20 protein-coding genes are annotated in these 18,769 nt (G+C 70.0%); 3 read left to right on the forward strand and 17 right to left on the reverse strand.

What is annotated here, in order from left to right; genetic code table 11:
• Positions 1–10 precede the first annotated feature (10 nt).
• From nuoK to M8J74_RS04865, 11 genes are read right to left on the reverse strand one after another with little or no spacing between them, the layout of a single operon-like run.
• Complete coding sequence (gene nuoK, locus M8J74_RS04815) at positions 11–310, reverse strand: NADH-quinone oxidoreductase subunit NuoK (RefSeq protein WP_071384283.1); 300 nt, start codon at positions 308–310, stop codon at positions 11–13.
• Positions 307–1,146 carry an NADH-quinone oxidoreductase subunit J gene (locus M8J74_RS04820; RefSeq protein WP_249835199.1) on the reverse strand — a complete coding sequence of 280 codons (840 nt, stop codon included), beginning with the start codon at positions 1,144–1,146 and terminating at the stop codon, positions 307–309. The genes nuoK and M8J74_RS04820 overlap by 4 nt, the downstream gene beginning before the upstream one ends.
• Positions 1,143–1,784: an NADH-quinone oxidoreductase subunit NuoI gene (gene nuoI, locus M8J74_RS04825; protein WP_249835200.1), complete on the reverse strand. Its 642-nt coding sequence runs from the start codon at positions 1,782–1,784 to the stop codon at positions 1,143–1,145. The genes M8J74_RS04820 and nuoI overlap by 4 nt, the downstream gene beginning before the upstream one ends.
• On the reverse strand, positions 1,777–3,141 hold the full coding sequence (nuoH, locus tag M8J74_RS04830) for an NADH-quinone oxidoreductase subunit NuoH (protein ID WP_058923868.1): 1,365 nt from the start codon (positions 3,139–3,141) through the stop codon (positions 1,777–1,779). Before nuoH ends, nuoI begins: the two co-directional genes overlap by 8 nt.
• A complete protein-coding gene (locus tag M8J74_RS04835; RefSeq protein WP_249835201.1) occupies positions 3,138–5,642 on the reverse strand; it encodes an NADH-quinone oxidoreductase subunit G in 2,505 nt (834 codons plus the stop codon). Before M8J74_RS04835 ends, nuoH begins: the two co-directional genes overlap by 4 nt.
• A complete protein-coding gene (gene nuoF, locus M8J74_RS04840) occupies positions 5,639–6,985 on the reverse strand; it encodes an NADH-quinone oxidoreductase subunit NuoF (RefSeq protein ID WP_283947773.1) in 1,347 nt (448 codons plus the stop codon). Before nuoF ends, M8J74_RS04835 begins: the two co-directional genes overlap by 4 nt.
• The gene (gene nuoE, locus M8J74_RS04845) at positions 6,985–7,857 is read right to left on the reverse strand and encodes an NADH-quinone oxidoreductase subunit NuoE (RefSeq protein ID WP_249835203.1); all 873 of its coding nucleotides are present in this window, start codon (positions 7,855–7,857) and stop codon (positions 6,985–6,987) included. The genes nuoF and nuoE overlap by 1 nt, the downstream gene beginning before the upstream one ends.
• Positions 7,854–9,170, reverse strand: coding sequence for an NADH-quinone oxidoreductase subunit D (locus M8J74_RS04850; protein ID WP_249835204.1), 1,317 nt, complete (start codon positions 9,168–9,170; stop codon positions 7,854–7,856). The genes nuoE and M8J74_RS04850 overlap by 4 nt, the downstream gene beginning before the upstream one ends.
• Before the next feature lie 55 nt (positions 9,171–9,225).
• Complete coding sequence (locus M8J74_RS04855) at positions 9,226–9,960, reverse strand: NADH-quinone oxidoreductase subunit C (protein WP_249835205.1); 735 nt, start codon at positions 9,958–9,960, stop codon at positions 9,226–9,228.
• Positions 9,957–10,511, reverse strand: coding sequence for a NuoB/complex I 20 kDa subunit family protein (locus tag M8J74_RS04860; protein ID WP_058923874.1), 555 nt, complete (start codon positions 10,509–10,511; stop codon positions 9,957–9,959). Before M8J74_RS04860 ends, M8J74_RS04855 begins: the two co-directional genes overlap by 4 nt.
• 15 nt (positions 10,512–10,526) lie before the next feature.
• The gene (locus tag M8J74_RS04865; RefSeq protein ID WP_003992243.1) at positions 10,527–10,886 is read right to left on the reverse strand and encodes an NADH-quinone oxidoreductase subunit A; all 360 of its coding nucleotides are present in this window, start codon (positions 10,884–10,886) and stop codon (positions 10,527–10,529) included.
• A gap of 764 nt (positions 10,887–11,650) precedes the next feature.
• On the opposite strand from M8J74_RS04865, the gene M8J74_RS04870 reads away from it, so the two are divergent.
• Positions 11,651–12,451, forward strand: a complete 801-nt coding sequence (locus tag M8J74_RS04870; protein WP_058923875.1) for a C40 family peptidase — start codon at positions 11,651–11,653, stop codon at positions 12,449–12,451.
• Positions 12,452–12,663: 212 nt separating this feature from the next.
• Here the strand turns inward: M8J74_RS04870 and M8J74_RS04875 are convergent, their stop codons facing one another.
• Positions 12,664–13,998 (reverse strand): geranylgeranyl reductase family protein, encoded by a 1,335-nt coding sequence (locus M8J74_RS04875; RefSeq protein WP_249835206.1) that lies wholly within the window; start codon positions 13,996–13,998, stop codon positions 12,664–12,666.
• A gap of 47 nt (positions 13,999–14,045) precedes the next feature.
• Here M8J74_RS04875 and M8J74_RS04880 point away from each other — a divergent pair, with 47 nt between their 5' ends.
• Both M8J74_RS04880 and M8J74_RS04885 read left to right on the forward strand, forming a co-directional pair.
• Positions 14,046–14,558, forward strand: a complete 513-nt coding sequence (locus M8J74_RS04880) for a GNAT family N-acetyltransferase (RefSeq protein ID WP_249835207.1) — start codon at positions 14,046–14,048, stop codon at positions 14,556–14,558.
• A 96-nt stretch (positions 14,559–14,654) separates the two neighbouring features.
• The gene (locus M8J74_RS04885; RefSeq protein ID WP_107416110.1) at positions 14,655–14,990 is read left to right on the forward strand and encodes a PASTA domain-containing protein; all 336 of its coding nucleotides are present in this window, start codon (positions 14,655–14,657) and stop codon (positions 14,988–14,990) included.
• Here M8J74_RS04885 and M8J74_RS04890 read toward each other — a convergent pair.
• From M8J74_RS04890 to M8J74_RS04910, 5 genes are all read right to left on the reverse strand, one after another.
• The gene (locus tag M8J74_RS04890; RefSeq protein ID WP_058928248.1) at positions 14,977–15,672 is read right to left on the reverse strand and encodes a demethylmenaquinone methyltransferase; all 696 of its coding nucleotides are present in this window, start codon (positions 15,670–15,672) and stop codon (positions 14,977–14,979) included. The genes M8J74_RS04885 and M8J74_RS04890 overlap by 14 nt on opposite strands.
• A 90-nt stretch (positions 15,673–15,762) precedes the next feature.
• Positions 15,763–16,209: an imidazolonepropionase-like domain-containing protein gene (locus tag M8J74_RS04895; protein ID WP_249835208.1), complete on the reverse strand. Its 447-nt coding sequence runs from the start codon at positions 16,207–16,209 to the stop codon at positions 15,763–15,765.
• Positions 16,210–16,216: 7 nt separating this feature from the next.
• Positions 16,217–17,431: a cyclic dehypoxanthinyl futalosine synthase gene (gene mqnC / locus M8J74_RS04900; protein WP_249835209.1), complete on the reverse strand. Its 1,215-nt coding sequence runs from the start codon at positions 17,429–17,431 to the stop codon at positions 16,217–16,219.
• 78 nt (positions 17,432–17,509) lie between these two features.
• A complete protein-coding gene (locus M8J74_RS04905) occupies positions 17,510–18,292 on the reverse strand; it encodes a prepilin peptidase (RefSeq protein ID WP_249835210.1) in 783 nt (260 codons plus the stop codon).
• Between the two features lie 45 nt (positions 18,293–18,337).
• Positions 18,338–18,751: an SsgA family sporulation/cell division regulator gene (locus M8J74_RS04910; protein ID WP_058923881.1), complete on the reverse strand. Its 414-nt coding sequence runs from the start codon at positions 18,749–18,751 to the stop codon at positions 18,338–18,340.
• Positions 18,752–18,769: the final 18 nt, after the last annotated feature.

Here is an 18,769-nt window from a genome sequence, read left to right on the forward strand (position 1 = left end):
TTCCGACCCCTCAGAGCTTCATCAGGCTGGCGTCGTCGACCGAGGCCGAGTGGCGGGTGCGGAACAGGGACACGATGATCGCGAGTCCGACCACGACCTCCGCGGCGGCGACGACCATCGTGAAGAACGCGATGATCTGGCCGTCGAGGTTGCCGTGCATCCGGGAGAAGGTGACGAACGCGAGGTTGCAGGCGTTCAGCATCAGCTCGATGCACATGAAGACGACGATCGCGTTGCGCCTGATCAGCACGCCGGTGGCGCCGATCGTGAACAACAGGGCCGAGAGATAGAGGTAGTTGACCGGGTTCACTTCGACGCCTCCTCCCGCTTGAAGGTGGCCGGTTCGATCTCGGTGCGCTCCAGGCGTTCCTCGGCGCGCTGTTCCAGCGCCTTGAGGTCGTTGAGCGCCTGGGCCGACACGTCGCGGATCTGGCCGCGGTCGCGCAGCGTCTTGCTGACCGTGAGCTCCGAGGGGGTGCCGTCGGGCAGCAGGCCCGCGATGTCGACCGCGTTGTGCCGGGCGTACACGCCGGGCGCCGGCAGCGGCGGCACGTGCTTGCCCTCGCGCACGCGCTGCTCGGACAGCTCGCGCTGCGTCTTGGCGCGCTCGGTGCGCTCGCGGTGGGTGAGCACCATCGCGCCGACGGCGGCCGTGATCAGCAGCGCGCCGGTGATCTCGAAGGCGAAGACGTACTTGGTGAAGATGAGGGCCGCGAGGCCCTCCACGTTGCCGTGGGCGTTCGCCTGGCCCGTGCCGTTGAACTCCTTGAGGGAGGCGTTGCCGATCCCGGCGAACAGCAGGACCCCGAAGCCGATGCCGCAGAGAAGGGCCAGCCAGCGCTGGCCCTTGATGGTCTCCTTCAGCGAGTCCGCGGCCGTCACGCCGACGAGCATCACCACGAAGAGGAACAGCATCATGATCGCGCCGGTGTAGACGACGATCTGCACGATGCCCAGGAAGTAGGCGCCGTTGGCGAGGTAGAAGATCGCCAGGACGATCATGGTGCCGGCGAGGGACAGCGCGCTGTGCACGGACTTCTTCATGAAGACGGTGGACAGGGCGCCGATCACCGCGACGGTGCCGAGGACCCAGAACTGGAAGGCCTCTCCGGTGGAGGTGGAGTAGGCGGCGAGTTGCGCGCTCATCGGCCGATCACCTTCTCCGACGCGGGCTCTTCCTCGCCGAAGGTCGAGGCAGCCTCCTGGACGGCCTCGCCCTTGGAGACGGCGGTCTGGCGGACCGTGCCGGGGGCGGCCTCGGTGACCAGGCCCCGGTAGTAGTCCTGCTCGTCCGTCCCCGGGTAGATCGCGTGCGGGGAGTCGACCATGCCCTCTTCCAGACCGGCGAGCAGCTGCTCCTTGGTGTAGATGAGGTTGGCGCGGCTGGAGTCGGCCAGCTCGAACTCGTTGGTCATCGTGAGCGCCCGCGTGGGGCACGCTTCGATGCACAGGCCGCACAGGATGCAGCGGGCGTAGTTGATCTGGTAGACGCGGCCGTACCGCTCGCCCGGCGAGTAGCGCTCCTCGTCGGTGTTGTCGGCGCCCTCCACGTAGATGGCGTCGGCGGGGCAGGCCCAGGCGCACAGCTCGCAGCCGACGCACTTCTCCAGGCCGTCCGGATGGCGGTTGAGCTGGTGCCGTCCGTGGAAACGGGGAGCGGTGGTCTTCTGCTGCTCCGGGTACTGCTCGGTCAGCCGCTTCTTGAACATGGCCTTGAAGGTCACGCCGAAGCCGGCGACGGGGTTCATGAAACCGGGCTTGGTCTCCTTGGGCTCCTCAGCCATCGGACGCCTCCTTTCCATCCGCAGATCCGTCACTGGCAGTATCCGGTCCGCCACTGACAATGAGCTCCCGCTCCCGGCGCGAGCTGCGCCTCGGCACCGGCGGGAGTTCCTGTCCGGGCAGCGGCGGTACGGGGAATCCGCCCGCCATCGGGTCGAACCCGGCGGGCTGCTCGGCCTCCTGCCCGCTCTCCTTGGCCTTCTCGCGGAACATGTCGGCGACGAAGGACAGCAGGAGCAGGGCGAGGACGGCGCCGCCGATGTAGAGGGCGATGTCGGCGAAGTCGTAGTTCTCGTTCTTCAGCGCCCGCACCGTCGCGACCAGCATCAGCCAGACCACGGAGACGGGGATGAGGACCTTCCAGCCGAGCTTCATCAGCTGGTCGTAGCGGACCCGCGGGAGCGTGCCGCGCAGCCAGATGAAGAAGAACAGCAGCAGCTGGACCTTGATCGTGAACCACAGCAGCGGCCACCAGCCGTGGTTGGCGCCCTCCCAGAAGGTGCTGATCGGCCAGGGGGCGCGCCAGCCGCCGAGGAAGAGCGTGGTCGACACGGCCGAGACCGTCACCATGTTGACGTACTCGGCGAGCATGAACATCGCGAACTTGATCGACGAGTACTCGGTGTTGAAGCCGCCGACCAGGTCGCCCTCGGACTCCGGCATGTCGAAGGGGGCTCGGTTGGTCTCGCCCACCATGGTGACGATGTAGAGGATGAAGGAGACCGGCAGCAGCAGGATGTACCAGCGGTCGTGCTGCTGCGCGACGATCGTCGACGTCGACATCGATCCGGAGTAGAGGAACACGGAGGCGAACGCGGCGCCCATGGCGATCTCGTACGAGATCATCTGCGCGCAGGAGCGCAGACCGCCCAGGAGCGGGTAGGTCGAGCCGGAGCTCCAGCCCGCCAGCACGATGCCGTAGATGCCGACCGAGGCGACCGCGAGGATGAAGAGCATCGCGATCGGCAGGTCGGTCAGCTGCATCGCGGTCCGCGTGCCGAAGATCGAGACCTCGTCGTCGGCGGGCCCGAAGGGGATCACCGCGATCGCCATGAAGGCCGGGATGGCCGCGACGATCGGCGCGAGGACGTAGACGACCTTGTCGGCGCGCTTGACGATGAGGTCTTCCTTGAGCATCAGCTTCACACCGTCGGCGAGCGACTGGAGCATGCCCCAGGGGCCGTGCCGGTTGGGTCCGATGCGCAGCTGCATCCAGGCGACGACCTTGCGCTCCCAGACGATGGAGAACAGCACGGTCACCATCAGGAAGGCGAAGCAGAAGACCGCCTTGACGACGACGAGCCACCAGGGGTCGGTGCCGAACATCGAGAGGTCTTCGGCGGCGATGTACGGGCTCATCCCTCCACCTCCTTCGGGGCCTCGCCGACGGTCGTCGCCGGGCCGATGCGGACGAGGTCGCCGGGCAGCGCCCCGGTGTCGGAGGCGACTCCCCCGCCGACGGAGTTCAGCGGGAGCCAGACCACCCGGTCGGGCATCTCGGTGGTCCGCAGCGGGAGTTCGACCGTTCCGGAGGGGCCGGTCACGGCGAGGACGTCGCCGTCCTTGACACCCGCCTCGGCGGCCGTCGCGGCCGACACGCGCGCGTGGGCGGCGTGCCGGGTGCCGGCGAGCGCTTCGTCGCCCTCCTGCAGGACACCCTGGTCGAGCAGGAGGCGATGTCCGGCGAGTACGGCCTCTCCGGCCGCGGGCCGGGGCAACTGGGCCCCGATCCCCAGGGGTTCGGAGGCGCGCGGCCCGTTCCAGGGGCCGAGCCGGTCGATCTCGGAGCGCACGGTGCGCAGGTCCGGCAGACCCAGGTGCACGTCCATGGCGTCGGCCAGCATCTGCAGCACGCGCGCGTCGGTCGGCGCGAGGCGGCGGGTCATCTGCTCGGGCTTGAGCGCGGCGTCGAAGGAGCGCACCCTGCCCTCCCAGTTGAGGAAGGTTCCGGCCTTCTCGGCGACCGCGGCGACCGGCAGGACGACGCTGGCGTGCTCGCTGACCTCACTGGGCCGCAGCTCCAGCGACACCACGAACCCGGCCTCGTGAAGTGCTTCACGCGCGCGTGCCGGGTCGGGCAGGTCGGCGATCTCGACGCCCGCGACCACCAGGGCCTGGAGTTCGCCGCTCGCCGCGGCCTCCACGATCTGGCCGGTGTCGCGGCCGTAGCGGTGCGGGAGTTCCGCGACCCCCCACATGGCGGCGACCTCTTCCCGCGCGCGTGGGTCGGTCGCCGGACGCCCGCCCGGCAGCAGGGACGGCAGCGCGCCGGCCTCCACGGCCGCGCGCTCCCCGGCCCGCCGGGGGATCCAGACCAGCTGGGCCCCGGTGGCGGCGGAGGCCCGTACGGCGGCGGTCAGACCGCCCGCCACGGCGGCGCACCGCTCGCCGACGACGATCACGGCGCCCTCGGCGCGCAGCGCCTCGGCGGCCTTCGCGCCGTCGCCCTCCAGGCCGACCCCGCTCGCGAGCGCGTCCAGCCACTCGGTCTCGGTGCCGGGAGCGGCCGGCAGCAGCGTGCCGCCCGCCTTCTCCAGGCCGCGGGTGGCGTGCGTGGCCAGCGCGAACACCTTCTGTCCGTGCTTGCGCCAGGCCTTGCGCAGCCTCAGGAAGACGCCGGGCGCCTCCTCCTCGGCCTCGAAGCCGACGAGCAGGACGGCGGGCGCCTTCTCCAGGGAGGTGTACGTGACTCCCGTGCCGTCGAGGTCCCGTCCCCGTCCGGCGACCCGCGCCGCCAGGAAGTCGGCCTCCTCGCCGCTGTGCACGCGCGCGCGGAAGTCGATGTCGTTGGTGTCCAGCGCCACGCGCGCGAACTTGCTGTACGCGTAGGCGTCCTCGACGGTGAGCCGGCCGCCGGTCAGGACACCGGTGCGGCCGCGCGAGGCGAGCAGGCCCTGCGCGGCGATCTGCAGCGCCTCCGGCCAGGAGGCCGGTTCGAGGTCACCCTCGGCGTTGCGCACCAGGGGGGTGGTGAGCCGGTCGCGCTGCTGTGCGTAGCGGAACGCGAAGCGGCCCTTGTCGCAGATCCACTCCTGGTTGACCTCGGGGTCGTTGGCCGCCAGGCGCCGCATGACCTTGCCGCGCCGGTGGTCGGTGCGGGTCGCGCAGCCGCCGGAGCAGTGCTCGCACACGCTCGGCGAGGAGACCAGGTCGAAGGGGCGGGAGCGGAATCGGTACGCCGCCGAAGTGAGCGCGCCCACCGGGCAGATCTGGATGGTGTTGCCGGAGAAGTACGACTCGAAGGGGTCGCCCTCGCCGGTGCCGACCTGCTGCAGCGCGCCCCGCTCCAGCAGCTCGATCATCGGGTCGCCGGCGATCTGGTTGGAGAAGCGGGTGCAGCGCGCGCACAGCACGCACCGCTCGCGGTCGAGCAGGACCTGCGTCGAGATCGGGACCGGCTTCTCGTACGTCCGCTTCTTGCCGTCGAAGCGGGACTCGGCCTGGCCGTGCGACATGGCCTGGTTCTGCAGCGGGCACTCGCCGCCCTTGTCGCAGACCGGGCAGTCCAGCGGGTGGTTGATGAGCAGCAACTCCATCACGCCGTGCTGCGCCTTCTCGGCGACCGGCGAGCTGAGCTGCGTCTTGACGACCATGCCGTCGGTGCATGTGATGGTGCAGGACGCCATCGGCTTGCGCTGGCCCTCGACCTCGACGATGCACTGCCGGCAGGCGCCGACCGGGTCGAGGAGGGGGTGGTCGCAGAAGCGGGGGATCTCGACGCCGAGCTGCTCGGCGGCCCGGATGACCAGGGTGCCCTTGGGCACGCTGATCTCGGCGCCGTCGATCGTCAGCGTGACGAGGTCTTCCGGCGGGACCGCCGCCTCTCCCCCTCCCGCGGGAGCGTTGGTGGTCACGGTCATGCGTTCACCTCCGGGCGGTCGGCCCAGGCCGTCGACTTCGCCGGGTCGAAGGGGCAGCCCCGGCCGGTGATGTGCTGCTCGTACTCCTCGCGGAAGTACTTGAGCGAGGAGAAGATCGGCGAGGCGGCGCCGTCGCCGAGGGCGCAGAAGGACTTGCCGTTGATGTTGTCGGCGATGTCGTTGAGCTTGTCGAGGTCGGCCATCGCGCCCTTTCCGGCCTCGATGTCACGCAGCAACTGCACGAGCCAGTAGGTGCCTTCGCGGCACGGCGTGCACTTGCCGCAGGATTCGTGGGCGTAGAACTCGGTCCAGCGGGTGACGGCGCGGACGACGCAGGTGGTCTCGTCGAAGCACTGCAGGGCCTTGGTGCCGAGCATGGAACCGGCGGCGCCGACGCCCTCGTAGTCGAGGGGGACGTCGAGGTGCTCGTCGGTGAACATCGGTGTCGAGGAGCCGCCCGGCGTCCAGAACTTCAGCCGGTGGCCCGGCCGCATGCCGCCGCTCATCTCCAGCAGCTGGCGCAGCGTGATGCCGAGCGGGGCCTCGTACTGGCCGGGGCTCGCGACGTGGCCGCTGAGCGAGTACAGCGTGAAGCCGGGGGACTTCTCGCTGCCCATCGACCGGAACCATTCCTTGCCCCGATGCAGGATCGCGGGAACCGAGGCGATCGATTCGACGTTGTTCACCACAGTGGGGCACGCATAGAGGCCCGCCACGGCGGGGAAGGGGGGACGGAGCCGCGGTTGACCCCGGCGGCCTTCGAGCGAGTCGAGCAGCGCTGTCTCCTCACCGCAGATGTACGCGCCGGCGCCGGCGTGCACGGTGAGTTCCAGGTTCAGCCCGCTGCCCAGGATGTTCTCGCCGAGGTAGCCCGCCGCGTAGGCCTCGCGCACGGCCTCGTGCAACCGCCGCAGGACGGGGACGACTTCACCCCGCAGATAGATGAAGGCATGCGAGGACCTGATGGCGTAGCACGCGATGACGATGCCCTCGATGAGGCTGTGCGGGTTCGCGAAGAGGAGCGGGATGTCCTTGCAGGTCCCCGGCTCCGACTCGTCGGCGTTGACCACCAGATAGTGCGGCTTGCCATCGCCCTGGGGAATGAACTGCCATTTCATTCCCGTCGGGAATCCCGCGCCGCCGCGGCCGCGCAGACCGGAGTCCTTGACGTACGCGATCAGGTCGTCCGGGGACATCGCCAGCGCCTTGCGCAGGCCCTCGTACCCCTCGTGCCTCTTGTAGACGTCGAGCGACCAGGACCGGTCCTCGTCCCAGAAGGCCGACAGCACGGGTGCGAGCAGCTTCTCCGGGCCGGTGTCCTTCAGTTCGGGTGCCAAGGTCATCACTCCCCCTCCTCGGCTGCGGGCCCTGCCGGGTGGGCGGGGTCGGAGGCCGACGTGTCCTGCGGCGCGTCGTGCGAGCTGAGGTGCTCGGTCGGCGACGGCTCGTGCACTTCCCTGTTCTGCGGCTCGTCGTGCGGGCCGCCGTCCCGCGGGTGGACCACGCGCGCGGGTGCGGCCTCTCCCCTTGCCAGGCGGAGGCCCACCAGCGACGCCGGTCCCGCGCTGCCGCTCTCCTCGACGGCGCCGGGCCGCTCGTCGGGGAAGCCGGCCAGGATCCGCGCGGTCTGCTTGAAGGTGCACAGGCGCGCCCCGCGCGTGGGCTCGACGTCCCGTCCCGCGCGCAGGTCGTCGACGAGGCGCTTGGCGCTGGCCGGGGTCTGGTTGTCGAAGAACTCCCAGTTGACCATCACCACCGGCGCGAAGTCGCAGGCCGCGTTGCACTCGATGTGCTCCAGGGTGACCTTGCCGTCGCCGGTGGTCTCGCCGTTGCCGACGCCGAGGTGCTCCTGGAGCTCCTCGAAGATCGCGTCGCCGCCCATCACCGCGCACAGCGTGTTGGTGCAGACACCGACCTGGTAGTCGCCGCTCGGCTTGCGCCGGTACATCGTGTAGAAGGTCGCGACGGCGGTGACCTCGGCCGTGGTCAGCTCCAGCACGTCCGCGCAGAACTGCATCCCGGTGCGCGTGACATGGCCCTCCTCCGACTGCACGAGGTGCAGCAGCGGCAGCAGGGCCGAGCGGGAGTCGGGGTAGCGGGCGATGATCTCGCGCGCATCCCTCTCCAGCCGTTCACGGACGTCGTCCGGGTAGGCGGGCGCGGGCAGTCGGGGCATGCCCAGGCTGACGCCCTGCTCCGAAGAACTGGTGGTCACCGGTCGACGCCTCCCATCACGGGGTCGATGGACGCGACGGCGACGATGACGTCGGCGACCTGGCCGCCTTCGCACATGGCCGCCATGGCCTGCAGGTTGGTGAAGGACGGGTCGCGGAAGTGGACCCGGTAGGGGCGGGTGCCGCCGTCGGAGACGGCGTGCACGCCGAGTTCGCCCTTGGGCGACTCGACGGCCGCGTACGCCTGTCCCGGCGGGACGCGGAAGCCCTCGGTGACCAGCTTGAAGTGGTGGATCAGGGCCTCCATGGAGGTGCCCATGATCTTCTTGATGTGGTCGAGGGAGTTGCCGAGCCCGTCCGGTCCCAGGGCCAGCTGGGCGGGCCAGGCGATCTTCTTGTCGGCGACCATGACCGGGCCGGGCTGCAGCCGGTCCAGGCACTGCTCGACGATGCCCAGCGACTGGCGCATCTCCTCCAGGCGGATCAGGAAGCGCCCGTAGGAGTCGCAGGTGTCGGCGGTCGGGATCTCGAAGTCGTAGGTCTCGTAGTCGCAGTAGGGCTGCGCCTTGCGCAGGTCGTGCGGCAGGCCGGTGGAGCGCAGGATCGGTCCCGTCGCACCGAGGGCCATGCAGCCGGCCAGGTCCAGATAGCCGACGTCCTGCATACGGGCCTTGAAGATGGGGTTCCCGGTGGCGAGCTTGTCGTACTCCGGGAGGTTCTTCTTCATCTTCTTCACGAACTCGCGGATGTGGTCCACCGCGCCGGGCGGCAGGTCCTGGGCGAGTCCGCCGGGCCGGATGTACGCGTGGTTCATGCGCAGGCCCGTGATGAGCTCGTAGATGTCGAGAATCATTTCACGATCACGGAATCCGTAGATCATGATCGTGGTGGCGCCGAGCTCCATGCCGCCGGTGGCGATGCACACCAGGTGGGAGGAGAGCCGGTTCAGCTCCATCAGGAGCACCCGGATGATCTTGGCGCGCTCACTGATCTGGTCCTCGATGCCGAGGAGCTTCTCGACGGCGAGGCAGTAGGCGGTCTCGTTGAAGAAGGACGTCAGGTAGTCCATGCGCGTCACGAACGTGGTGCCCTGCGTCCAGGTCCGGTACTCGAGGTTCTTCTCGATGCCGGTGTGGAGGTAGCCGATGCCGCAGCGGGCCTCGGTGACCGTCTCGCCCTCGATCTCCAGGATCAGGCGCAGCACTCCGTGGGTGGAGGGGTGCTGGGGACCCATGTTGACGACGATGCGCTCGTCGTCGGCACGGGCCGCGGACTGGACGATCTCGTCCCAGTCGCCTCCGGTGACCGTGTAGACGGTGCCTTCGGTGGTCTCGCGCGGAGAGGCCGTGGTCATGACTGCCTCCCGAAGGGAGTCGTTGAGGGGCGGTGGTCGGGCGACGGGTGGGCGCTCACGAGTACGACCTCCGCTGGTCCGGAGCCGGGATCTGGGCGCCCTTGTACTCGACGGCGATGCCGCCGAGGGGGTAGTCCTTGCGCTGCGGATGGCCCTGCCAGTCGTCCGGCATCATGATCCGCGTCAGGGCCGGGTGACCGTCGAAGACGATCCCGAAGAAGTCGTAGGTCTCGCGCTCGTGCCAGTCGTTGGTCGGGTACACCGACACCAGCGAGGGGATCTTCGGGTCGGTGTCCGGGGCGCTGACCTCCAGGCGGATCAGCCTGTTGTGGGTGATCGAGCGCAGGTGGTAGACCGCGTGCAGCTCGCGGCCCTTGTCGTGCGGGTAGTGCACGCCGCTGACGCCGGTGCAGAGCTCGAAGCGCAGGGCCGGGTCGTCGCGCAGGGTGCGGGCGACGCGCAGCAGGTGCTCGCGCTCGACGTGGAAGGTGAGCTCGCCGCGGTCGACGACCGTCTTCTCGATGGCGTTGTCGGGCAGCAGGCCCTGTTCCTCCAGGGCGCCCTCCAGCTCGTCGGCGACCTCGTCGAACCAGCCGCCGTAGGGGCGGGCGGCCGCCCCCGGGAGCCGGATCGAGCGGACCAGGCCGCCGTAGCCGGAGGTGTCGCCGCCGTTGTCGGCGCCGAACATGCCGCGCTGGACGCGGATCTCCTCGCCGCCCTCGCCGCGCTGGCCGGGGAGGTTGGAGGCGCCGAGGTCCTTCTCGGGGTTCACGCCGTTCGCGTCGCTCACCGCAGCAGCCCCTTCATCTCGATCGTGGGCAGGGCCTTGAGCGCCGCCTCCTCCGCCTCGCGGGCCGCTTCCTTGGCGTTCACGCCGAGCTTGGAGGTCTGGATCTTGTGGTGGAGCTTGAGAATGGCGTCCATCAGCATCTCGGGCCGTGGCGGGCAGCCCGGGAGATAGATGTCGACCGGGACGATGTGGTCGACGCCCTGCACGATCGCGTAGTTGTTGAACATGCCGCCCGAGGAGGCGCAGACCCCCATGGAGATCACCCACTTGGGGTTCGGCATCTGGTCGTAGACCTGCCTGAGCACCGGCGCCATCTTCTGGCTGACCCGGCCGGCGACGATCATCAGGTCCGCCTGGCGGGGTGAGCCGCGGAAGACCTCCATGCCGAAGCGCGCCAGGTCGTAACGGCCGGCGCCGGTGGTCATCATCTCGATGGCGCAGCAGGCCAGGCCGAAGGTCGCCGGGAAGACGGACGCCTTGCGCACCCAGCCGGCGGCCTGCTCGACGGTGGTCAGCAGGAAGCCGCTCGGCAGTTTTTCTTCGAGTCCCATGTCGTTAAAGGCCCCTCAGTCCCATTCCAGACCGCCGCGCCGCCATACGTACGCGTAGGCCACGAAGACGGTGAGCACGAAGAGCAGCATCTCCACGAGCCCGAAGATCCCCAGGGCGTCGAAGGTGACGGCCCAGGGGTAGAGGAAGACGATCTCGATGTCGAAGACGATGAAGAGCATCGCCGTCAGGTAGTACTTGATGGGGAAACGCCCGCCGCCGGCCGGCGTGGGGGTCGGCTCGATACCGCACTCGTAGGCCTCGAGCTTGGCCCGGTTGTAGCGCTTCGGACCGATCAGCGTGGCCATGACCACGGAGAAGATCGCAAAGCCTGCCCCGAGGGCTCCCAGTACGAGGATGGGCGCATACGCGTTCACCGCTCCTCGCTCCTCTCAGTCGGCACTGACTGCTGGCGATGGTGAGCTCACACCGGCCTCCTACGCCCCTCTAACCTCCGTTCGTCCCAACGAAGATCGAGAACATGTGAAGCAGGTCACAAGCCCAACTGCCTCGCATCTTATGCCTGCCGCTCTGTGATCTGCGACACGGGGTATTGCTCAACCTTTGTGATCTCCACCACCTGACGAAGGATCATGAAGTCGGATGAGCGGTGATCTTCGTACGCGAAGCGCCAGAGTGATCACCAGAGGTGACATTTTCGCTCGTCGGCGCAGTTGGGAGGGGGCGTCTCCATATCAAGAGAGTTCCGCTGCATGCAAATTGGTGCTGGACCCGGCGTCCTGATAGTGGAGCCGATTCACACCTCGGGGTGAGACCGGGGCGTGATGTGAACGCGTGCATCCGTTCACGAGCGAGTCCGCCCCGCGATCCCGGCGCAATCCCTTCGTGATCTACGCGCGTGACGCACACACTGCCGTGACCGTTGCGTGACCTCCGCCACATCCATGAGAGGCGCCTGAGAACCGGGCTTGGCCAACTGTCCCAACCGATGGTAGGCCGGGGGCAATTCGGGCGTAATGACGAAAGAACGTGATCAAGGGCCCGATGGGTCACGTCCGCAATGTCCGTTACGGCGTCAATAAGGAAACCGGGGCGGGGAATTTGGGGGCCCGATTGAGCAACTGTGGCGCACCACACGTTTCTTGAAGGTATGGAGGAGCCCCTGATACCGGTTGTTCTCATGTCCCACACCGCTCACATACGCAGCCACCGGAAGCCCCGCCGCAGCGCGACGACGAACCTCGCCGTGCGTGCCGGTGTTGCCGGTGGCGTTCTCAGCATGGCGGCGGCGGGTGCGGCCTCGGCGAACGCGGCCGAGACCACTCAGACCCTGCAACTGCCCACCCTGACGGCCGACCTGGCCGCTCAGGTCGCCCAGTCCGCGGACGCCACGCAGCAGGCGGCCGCGAACTACGAGCTGCAGGCCGAGCGTGACGCGGCCGCCGCGAAGGCCGCGAAGCAGGCCAAGGCGGACCTCGCCGAGGCGAAGAAGAAGGCCGAGGCCAAGAAGAAGGCCGAGGAGGCCCGTAAGGCCGCCGCGGAGCGCGCCGCGTCCCGCAGCACCGAGCGGACCACCCTGTCCGCCTCCGTGGGCTCCAGCGCCTCCACGAGCTCGTCGACGGCCACCGGTTCGGCCGCGGCGGTCATCGCCTTCGTGAAGGCGCAGATCGGCGACGCCTACGTCTCCGGCGGCACCGGGCCCAACTCGTGGGACTGCTCCGGCCTGATGCAGACCGCCTTCAAGCAGGTCGGCATCAGCCTGCCGCGCGTCTCGCAGGACCAGTCGACCGCCGGCACCCAGGTCTCGCTGAGCAACCTGCAGCCGGGCGACATCCTGTACTGGGGCAGCGCGGGCAGCGCGTACCACGTGGCGCTGTACGTCGGTGACGGCATGTTCGTCGGCGCGCAGAACCCCTCGACCGGCGTGGTCGAGAAGCCGCTCTCCTACGACCCGCCGACCGGCGCGGTGCGGGTGCTCTGACACCGGGGCACATCAGGACATAGAACACGACACGGAAAGGGCCGCTGCCGCTCGGGGGCAGCGGTCCTTTGCCGTCCCCTCGGCCGGATTCGATCCCACTGCCCGAATTGTTCCCGGTGGGCGGGGGATTGACGGCGCGTCGCGCACACGTGGGCGGCCCGGCGGAACGGAGTGTCCGTCCCGCCGGGCCGCCGACGTGGGAGCCCGGGAGGCTACGCCTTCGGGGCCACCTTGCTCAGGCCGTTGATGATGCGGTCCATCGCGTCGCCGCCCGTGGGGTCGGTGAGGTTGGCGAGCATCTTCAGGGTGAACTTCATCAGCAGCGGGTGGGTGAGGCCGCGCTGCGTCGCGATCTTCATGACCTTCGGGTTGCCGATGAGCTTCACGAAGGCGCGGCCCAGCGTGTAGTAGCCGCCGTAGGTGTCCTTCAGCACGCGCGGGTAGCGCTGCAGGGCGAGTTCGCGGCTCGCGGGGGTCGGGCGGGCGTGGGCCTGCACGATGACGTCGGCGGCGATCTGACCGGACTCCATGGCGTAGGCGATGCCCTCGCCGTTGAAGGGGTTCACCAGACCGCCGGCGTCGCCGACGAGCAGCAGGCCGCGCGTGTAGTGGGGCTGGCGGTTGAAGGCCATGGGGAGGGCGGCGCCGCGGATGGGGCCGGTCATGTGCTCCGGCGTGTAGCCCCAGTCCTCCGGCATCGAGGCGCACCAGGCCTTCAGCACCTCGCGCCAGTCCAGCTCCTTGAAGGAGTCGGAGGTGTTGAGGACGCCGAGGCCGACGTTCGAGGTGCCGTCGCCCATGCCGAAGATCCAGCCGTAGCCGGGGAGCAGCCGGTCCTCGGGGCCGCGGCGGTCCCACAGTTCCAGCCAGGACTCCAGGTAGTCGTCCTCGTGGCGGGGGCTCTCGAAGTACGTCCGGACGGCGACGCCCATCGGGCGGTCCTCCCGGCGGTGCAGGCCCATGGCGAGGGACAGCCGGGTCGAGTTGCCGTCGGCCGCGACGACCAGCGGCGCGTGGAAGGTGACCTCGCGCTTCTCCTCGCCGAGCTTGGCGTGCACGCCGGTGATACGACCGGTGCGGTCGTCGACGATCGGGGCGCCGACGTTGCAGCGCTCGTACAGCCGGGCGCCCGCCTTCTGGGCCTGCCGGGCGAGTTGCTCGTCGAAGTCGTCGCGCTTGCGGACGAGGCCGTAGTCCGGGAAGGAGGCGAGATCCGGCCAGTCCAGCTGGAGGCGGACGCCGCCGCCGATGATGCGCAGGCCCTTGTTGCGCAGCCAGCCGGCCTCCTCGGAGACGTCGATGCCCATGGCCACGAGCTGTTTCACCGCGCGCGGGGTGAGGCCGTCGCCGCAGACCTTCTCGCGCGGGAACTCGGTCTTCTCCAGCAGGAGTACGTCGAGGCCGGCCTTGGCGAGGTGGTACGCGGTCGTGGAGCCGGCTGGCCCCGCGCCGACCACGATCACATCGGCGGTGTTTTCGGAGAGGGGCTCGGTCACGGCGGGATCTCCCCAAGGTTCGGAATCTGCGTGCCGACCGGCACTGGACATGGGCAGTCTATTCAGCAGCATTGATCACCCGGCTGAAGGGCTGCCCCGTGAACCGAGCTCTCCCTGTAGTACGGCTGCGTGTCCCCACCGACGAGGACGCGATCGCCTGGCACCGGGCCTTCGACGACCCGGAGGTCATGGAGTTCCACGGCGGCGCGTCCGCGGAGCTGTCGGTCTACGAGGAACTCACCGCCCGCCAGCGCCGGCACGACGCCGAGCTCGGCTTCTGCCTGTGGACCATGACCGACGAGTCCGGGCGGGTCGCCGGCTTCACCGGCGCCCAGCCGTGGCCCCGTCAGTGGGGTCCGCAGGGCGAGATCGAGATCGGCTGGCGGCTCGGGCGCGCGTACTGGGGCAAGGGGTATGCGACGGCGGCCGCGCGGCTGACCCTGGAGCGGCTGCGGGCGGCCGGGGTGCCGAGCGTGGTGGCGCTGGTCAGGCCCGGGAACGAGCGCTCCGTCGCGGTCACCAGGCGCCTGGGCATGGAACTGGAGCGGACCTTCCCGCATCCGCGGCTCGACGAGGACGTGCTCTGCTTCCGCCTGGACCTCAAGCCGTAGTCACGCACAGTAACCGACTGCTACAGAAAGCCACTTGGAACTTCCGGACGGCACCCCCGGGCGGTTACCCTGCCAGTACCGCTGGGGGTGACATCTGTGCACATAACGCCCAAGACACCCGAAGTAAGAGTTCCGAGGCTGGTCGGACTGATGGCCATGGACGCGCGCGAGGCGGCACGGTCCCGGGGCCTGTTCCTGAACTCCCCCGACCGCCCCGATCTCCATCTGGCCGTCGTGGACTACGTCGTACGCCAGTACCCGCAGCCCGGCGCCGAGGTGCCGCGTGACTCGATGGTCTACGTGTGGTTCGACTTCGGCGAGGGAGAGGGCGGCGGGGGCGTGCGCGAGCCCCGCGTCCCGCGTCCCCCCACGGGCGGACTGCAGCGCGAGCTGGACCGGCCGGGCGACCCGTACGCCGTCAGCTCTGCTTGAAGCCGCGGTGCAGGGCGACGACCCCGCCCGTGAGGTTGCGCCAGGCCACCTTCGACCAGCCCGCCTTCTTGAGGTGCTCGGCCAGGGCCGGCTGGTCGGGCCAGGCGCGGATGGACTCGGCGAGGTAGACGTAGGCGTCGGGGTTGGAGGAGACGGCGCGGGCGACCGGCGGCAGGGCGCGCATCAGGTACTCGGTGTAGACCGTGCGGAAGGGCGCCCAGGTCGGGTGCGAGAACTCGCAGATCACCACCCGGCCGCCGGGCCGGGTCACCCGGTACATCTCGCGCAGCGCCCCGTCGAAGTCCTGGACGTTGCGCAGGCCGAAGGAGATGGTCACGGCGTCGAAGGTGTCGTCCTTGAACGGCAGCCGTGTCGCGTCGCCCGCGGTCAGCGGCAGCCAGGGGTGCTTCTTCTTGCCGACCTGGAGCATGCCGAGCGAGAAGTCGCACGGGACGACGTACGCGCCGGTGCGCGCGAACGGCAGCGACGAGGTGGCCGTCCCGGCGGCCAGGTCCAGGATCTTCTGCGCGGGGCGGGCGTCTACCGCCCTGGCCACCTCCTTGCGCCACACCCGGTCCTGGCCGAGCGACAGCACGTCGTTGGTCAGGTCGTACCGTTCCGCCACGTCGTCGAACATCGAGGCGACTTCGTGCGGCTGCTTGTTCAGGGAAGCGCGGGTCACGCCCGCCATTCTTGCAGTACGGCGTCCAGCGGACCGCTCAGGGGAGGAGCCTCGGCCGCTTCCTCGCACGCGAAGTGCCCCGGACCGCGGCTAGCGGCGTCTGTGCACGAGGCGCCCGGCGCACACCGTCGCGACGCAGACGCCCGACTCGTCGAACACCGCGACGTCGGCGCGGCCCGACTCGACGAGCGCGCGGGGCCGGGCACCGGGCAGGACGAGGACGTCGTTCCGCTCGGCCGCCGCCCGGAGTTCGGGCGAGTCGACGTACTCCTCGACGATCGCGACCGCGCCCAGCTTCAGCACCGCGTGGACGCGTTCGCGCGGCGACGGGGCGTCCGGCAGGGGGCCGTCGTGGACCCGCCCGGGCCCGAGCACTCCCGGCCACGTGCGCACCCGGGCCCCCGGGAACCGCACCTCGAGCTGCGCCAGCGGGCCCACCGCGGCGATCCGGTCGCCCTCGACCACCACGGCACCGTCTCGGACCGGCTCGGCGTCCCAGCCGGACCGGACCTGCGGAGCCGTGTGAATCGTCAGCACGCGTACGTCAGTTGGAAGCCAGCAGCTTCAACTCGGGGTGGGCCGTGCCGCCCTCGATCGCCGTGGACGAGATGTGGGACATCACCCGCTCGTCGACCGGGTCGTTCGCGGGGTCGTCGTGGACGACGAGGTGCTCGTAGGTCGTCGAGCGCTGGGCCGGCACCCGCCCGGCCTTGCGGATCAGGTCGATGATCTCCATGCGGTTGGAGCGGTGCCTGGCACCGGCCGAGGAGACGACGTTCTCCTCCAGCATGATCGAGCCGAGGTCGTCCGCGCCGTAGTGCAGGGAGAGCTGGCCGACCTCCTTGCCGGTCGTCAGCCAGGAGCCCTGGATGTGCTGGACGTTGTCCAGGAACAGCCGGGCGATGGCGATCATCCGCAGGTACTCGAAGAGCGTGGCCTGCGTCCGGCCCTTCAGGTGGTTGTTCTCGGGCTGGTAGGTGTACGGGATGAACGCCCGGAAGCCGCCCGTGCGGTCCTGGACCTCACGGATCATCCGCAGGTGCTCGATGCGCTCGGCGTTGGTCTCGCCCGTGCCCATCAGCATCGTCGACGTGGACTCCACGCCCAGCCGGTGCGCGATCTCCATGATCTCCAGCCAGCGCTCGCCGCTCTCCTTCAGGGGCGCGATGGCCTTGCGGGGCCGCTCCGGCAGCAGTTCGGCACCGGCACCCGCGAAGGAGTCGAGACCGGCCGCGTGGATGCGGGTGATGGCCTCCTCGACCGACACCCCGCTGATCCGGGCCATGTGCTCGACCTCGCTCGCCCCCAGGCTGTGGATGACGAGCTGCGGGAACTCCTTCTTGATGGCGGCGAAGTGCTTCTCGTAGTACTCGACGCCGTAGTCCGGGTGGTGGCCGCCCTGGAACATGATCTGCGTGCCGCCGAGTTCGACCGTCTCGGCGCAGCGGCGCAGGATGTCGTCCAGGTCGCGCGTCCAGCCCTTGTCCTTGTCCTTGGGCGCGGCGTAGAAGGCGCAGAACTTGCACGCCGTGACGCACACGTTCGTGTAGTTGATGTTGCGCTCGATGATGTACGTCGCGATGTGCTCCGTACCCGCGTACTTGCGGCGGCGCACGGCGTCGGCGGCGGCGCCGAGCGCGTGCAGCGGGGCGTCGCGGTAGAGGACGAGCGCCTCCTGTGGGGTGATCCGCCCACCGGCGGCGGCACGGTCGAGGACGGCTGTGACATCAATCGAGGTGAGGTCGGCCTTCTCGGTCACCGGGGTCCCCTTCGCAGGCTTCGTCGAGGCTGTGGACGGACTCGGCCAGCCTACGCCAGCCCTCCGACAAGCCCGACGTCAGGCCGCGTAGGCGCCCGCGAGCAGTCCCAGGAAGGCCCCGCCGATCAGGAACGGCCCGAAGGCGACGGCCGTCTTGCGCCCGGCCCGCCGCGCGAGGACGAGCGCGCCGCCGTACAGGGCGCCGAGCAGGAACGCGGCGAGCGTCCCGAGCATCACCGTGGCCCACCCGTACCACCCGAGCACGGCGCCGAGACCGAGGGCCAGCTTCACGTCCCCGAAGCCCATGCCGCCGGGGTTGACCAGGAACAGCGCGAAGAACCCGGCCCCGAGGGCGAGGGCGCCGTACAGCGCGTGCGGCCAGTCGCCGGCGTGCTCCGGTACGAACGCGACAGCGCCCAGCAGCGCCAGGGCGAGGCCCGCGAGCGGCAACGTCAGGACGTCCGGCAGCCGTTGCACCCGGAAGTCGACCGCGGCGAGCAGGACGCCGACGGGCGCGAGCAGCAGCCACACGGCGAGTTCGGGCCGGGTGCCGGTGGCGGCGGCGAGGGCGGCGCACACCAGGGCGGCGACGAGCGAGAGAGCGGGGGCACCGGGGCCGTACGGCTCGGGCCGTCCCGTGGTTACGGCGGTGCCGCCGGCGTCACCCGCGACGGAGGCGCATGCCCCGCACCGCCCGGACCCGAGCCAGCCGCCGAGCGGATGCCCGTCCGGGCACACCGCGCGCCAGTCCTGTTCGGCGGGCACGGAGAACCGGTAGACCGCCCGCGGCAGCAGCGCGCCCGTCACCGCGCCCCACAGTGCGGCGGCGCCCACGAGCAGCGCGCCCACCAGGTCCCCCATCGGCTCCCCCTCGTCCCCCGGCCGCCTGCCGTGCCGCGCCCAGTGTCAGACACCGCCGAGCATGGACGCCAGGCCGCGGTCGAGGGCGGGGCCCACGGCTTCGCCGCCCGGTGCGGCGATCTCGTACGAGCGGAGCAGGAAGCGGCGCAGGGCGGAGGTGTCGAAGCGGACCACGGCGATGCCGGCGGGGGTGCGGAACTCGACGTAGGTGCGTGCGGGACCGCAGGGGCGGATGCGCACCGAGCCGACACCGGCGGGGGCGCCCAGGCCCTCGTGCAGGAGGACGCGGGCGAAGGTCCAGGTGACCTCTTCGTCGTCGAGCGAGATCCAGGCCGGGAAGACGAAATGGACGGCCAGCGCGTCGGCGCACGTGTAGCGCAGGGTGACGGGGACGGCGAGTTCGTCGCCGTCGGGGGTGAGCAGGTGGGCGCCGGTGGGCTGTTCCAGGGTGATGGGCACGAGGGTCTCCGATGTCGG

It is taken from the genome of Streptomyces panaciradicis, from assembly GCF_023516615.1.
In the GTDB taxonomy this organism is placed as follows: domain Bacteria; phylum Actinomycetota; class Actinomycetes; order Streptomycetales; family Streptomycetaceae; genus Streptomyces; species Streptomyces panaciradicis.

What these genes read in the sequence shown, in the direction of transcription:
- M8J74_RS04820 (WP_249835199.1), bottom strand. Translation starts at nt 1,146, where the DNA reads ATGAGCGCGCAACTCGCCGCCTACTCCACCTCCACCGGAGAGGCCTTC.
- nuoI (WP_249835200.1), bottom strand. Translation starts at nt 1,784, where the DNA reads ATGGCTGAGGAGCCCAAGGAGACCAAGCCCGGTTTCATGAACCCCGTC.
- nuoH (WP_058923868.1), bottom strand. Translation starts at nt 3,141, where the DNA reads ATGAGCCCGTACATCGCCGCCGAAGACCTCTCGATGTTCGGCACCGAC.
- M8J74_RS04835 (WP_249835201.1), bottom strand. Translation starts at nt 5,642, where the DNA reads ATGACCGTGACCACCAACGCTCCCGCGGGAGGGGGAGAGGCGGCGGTC.
- nuoF (WP_283947773.1), bottom strand. Translation starts at nt 6,985, where the DNA reads ATGACCTTGGCACCCGAACTGAAGGACACCGGCCCGGAGAAGCTGCTC.
- M8J74_RS04850 (WP_249835204.1), bottom strand. Translation starts at nt 9,170, where the DNA reads ATGACCACGGCCTCTCCGCGCGAGACCACCGAAGGCACCGTCTACACG.
- M8J74_RS04860 (WP_058923874.1), bottom strand. Translation starts at nt 10,511, where the DNA reads ATGGGACTCGAAGAAAAACTGCCGAGCGGCTTCCTGCTGACCACCGTC.
- M8J74_RS04870 (WP_058923875.1), top strand. Translation starts at nt 11,651, where the DNA reads ATGTCCCACACCGCTCACATACGCAGCCACCGGAAGCCCCGCCGCAGC.
- M8J74_RS04875 (WP_249835206.1), bottom strand. Translation starts at nt 13,998, where the DNA reads ATGTCCAGTGCCGGTCGGCACGCAGATTCCGAACCTTGGGGAGATCCC.
- M8J74_RS04905 (WP_249835210.1), bottom strand. Translation starts at nt 18,292, where the DNA reads ATGGGGGACCTGGTGGGCGCGCTGCTCGTGGGCGCCGCCGCACTGTGG.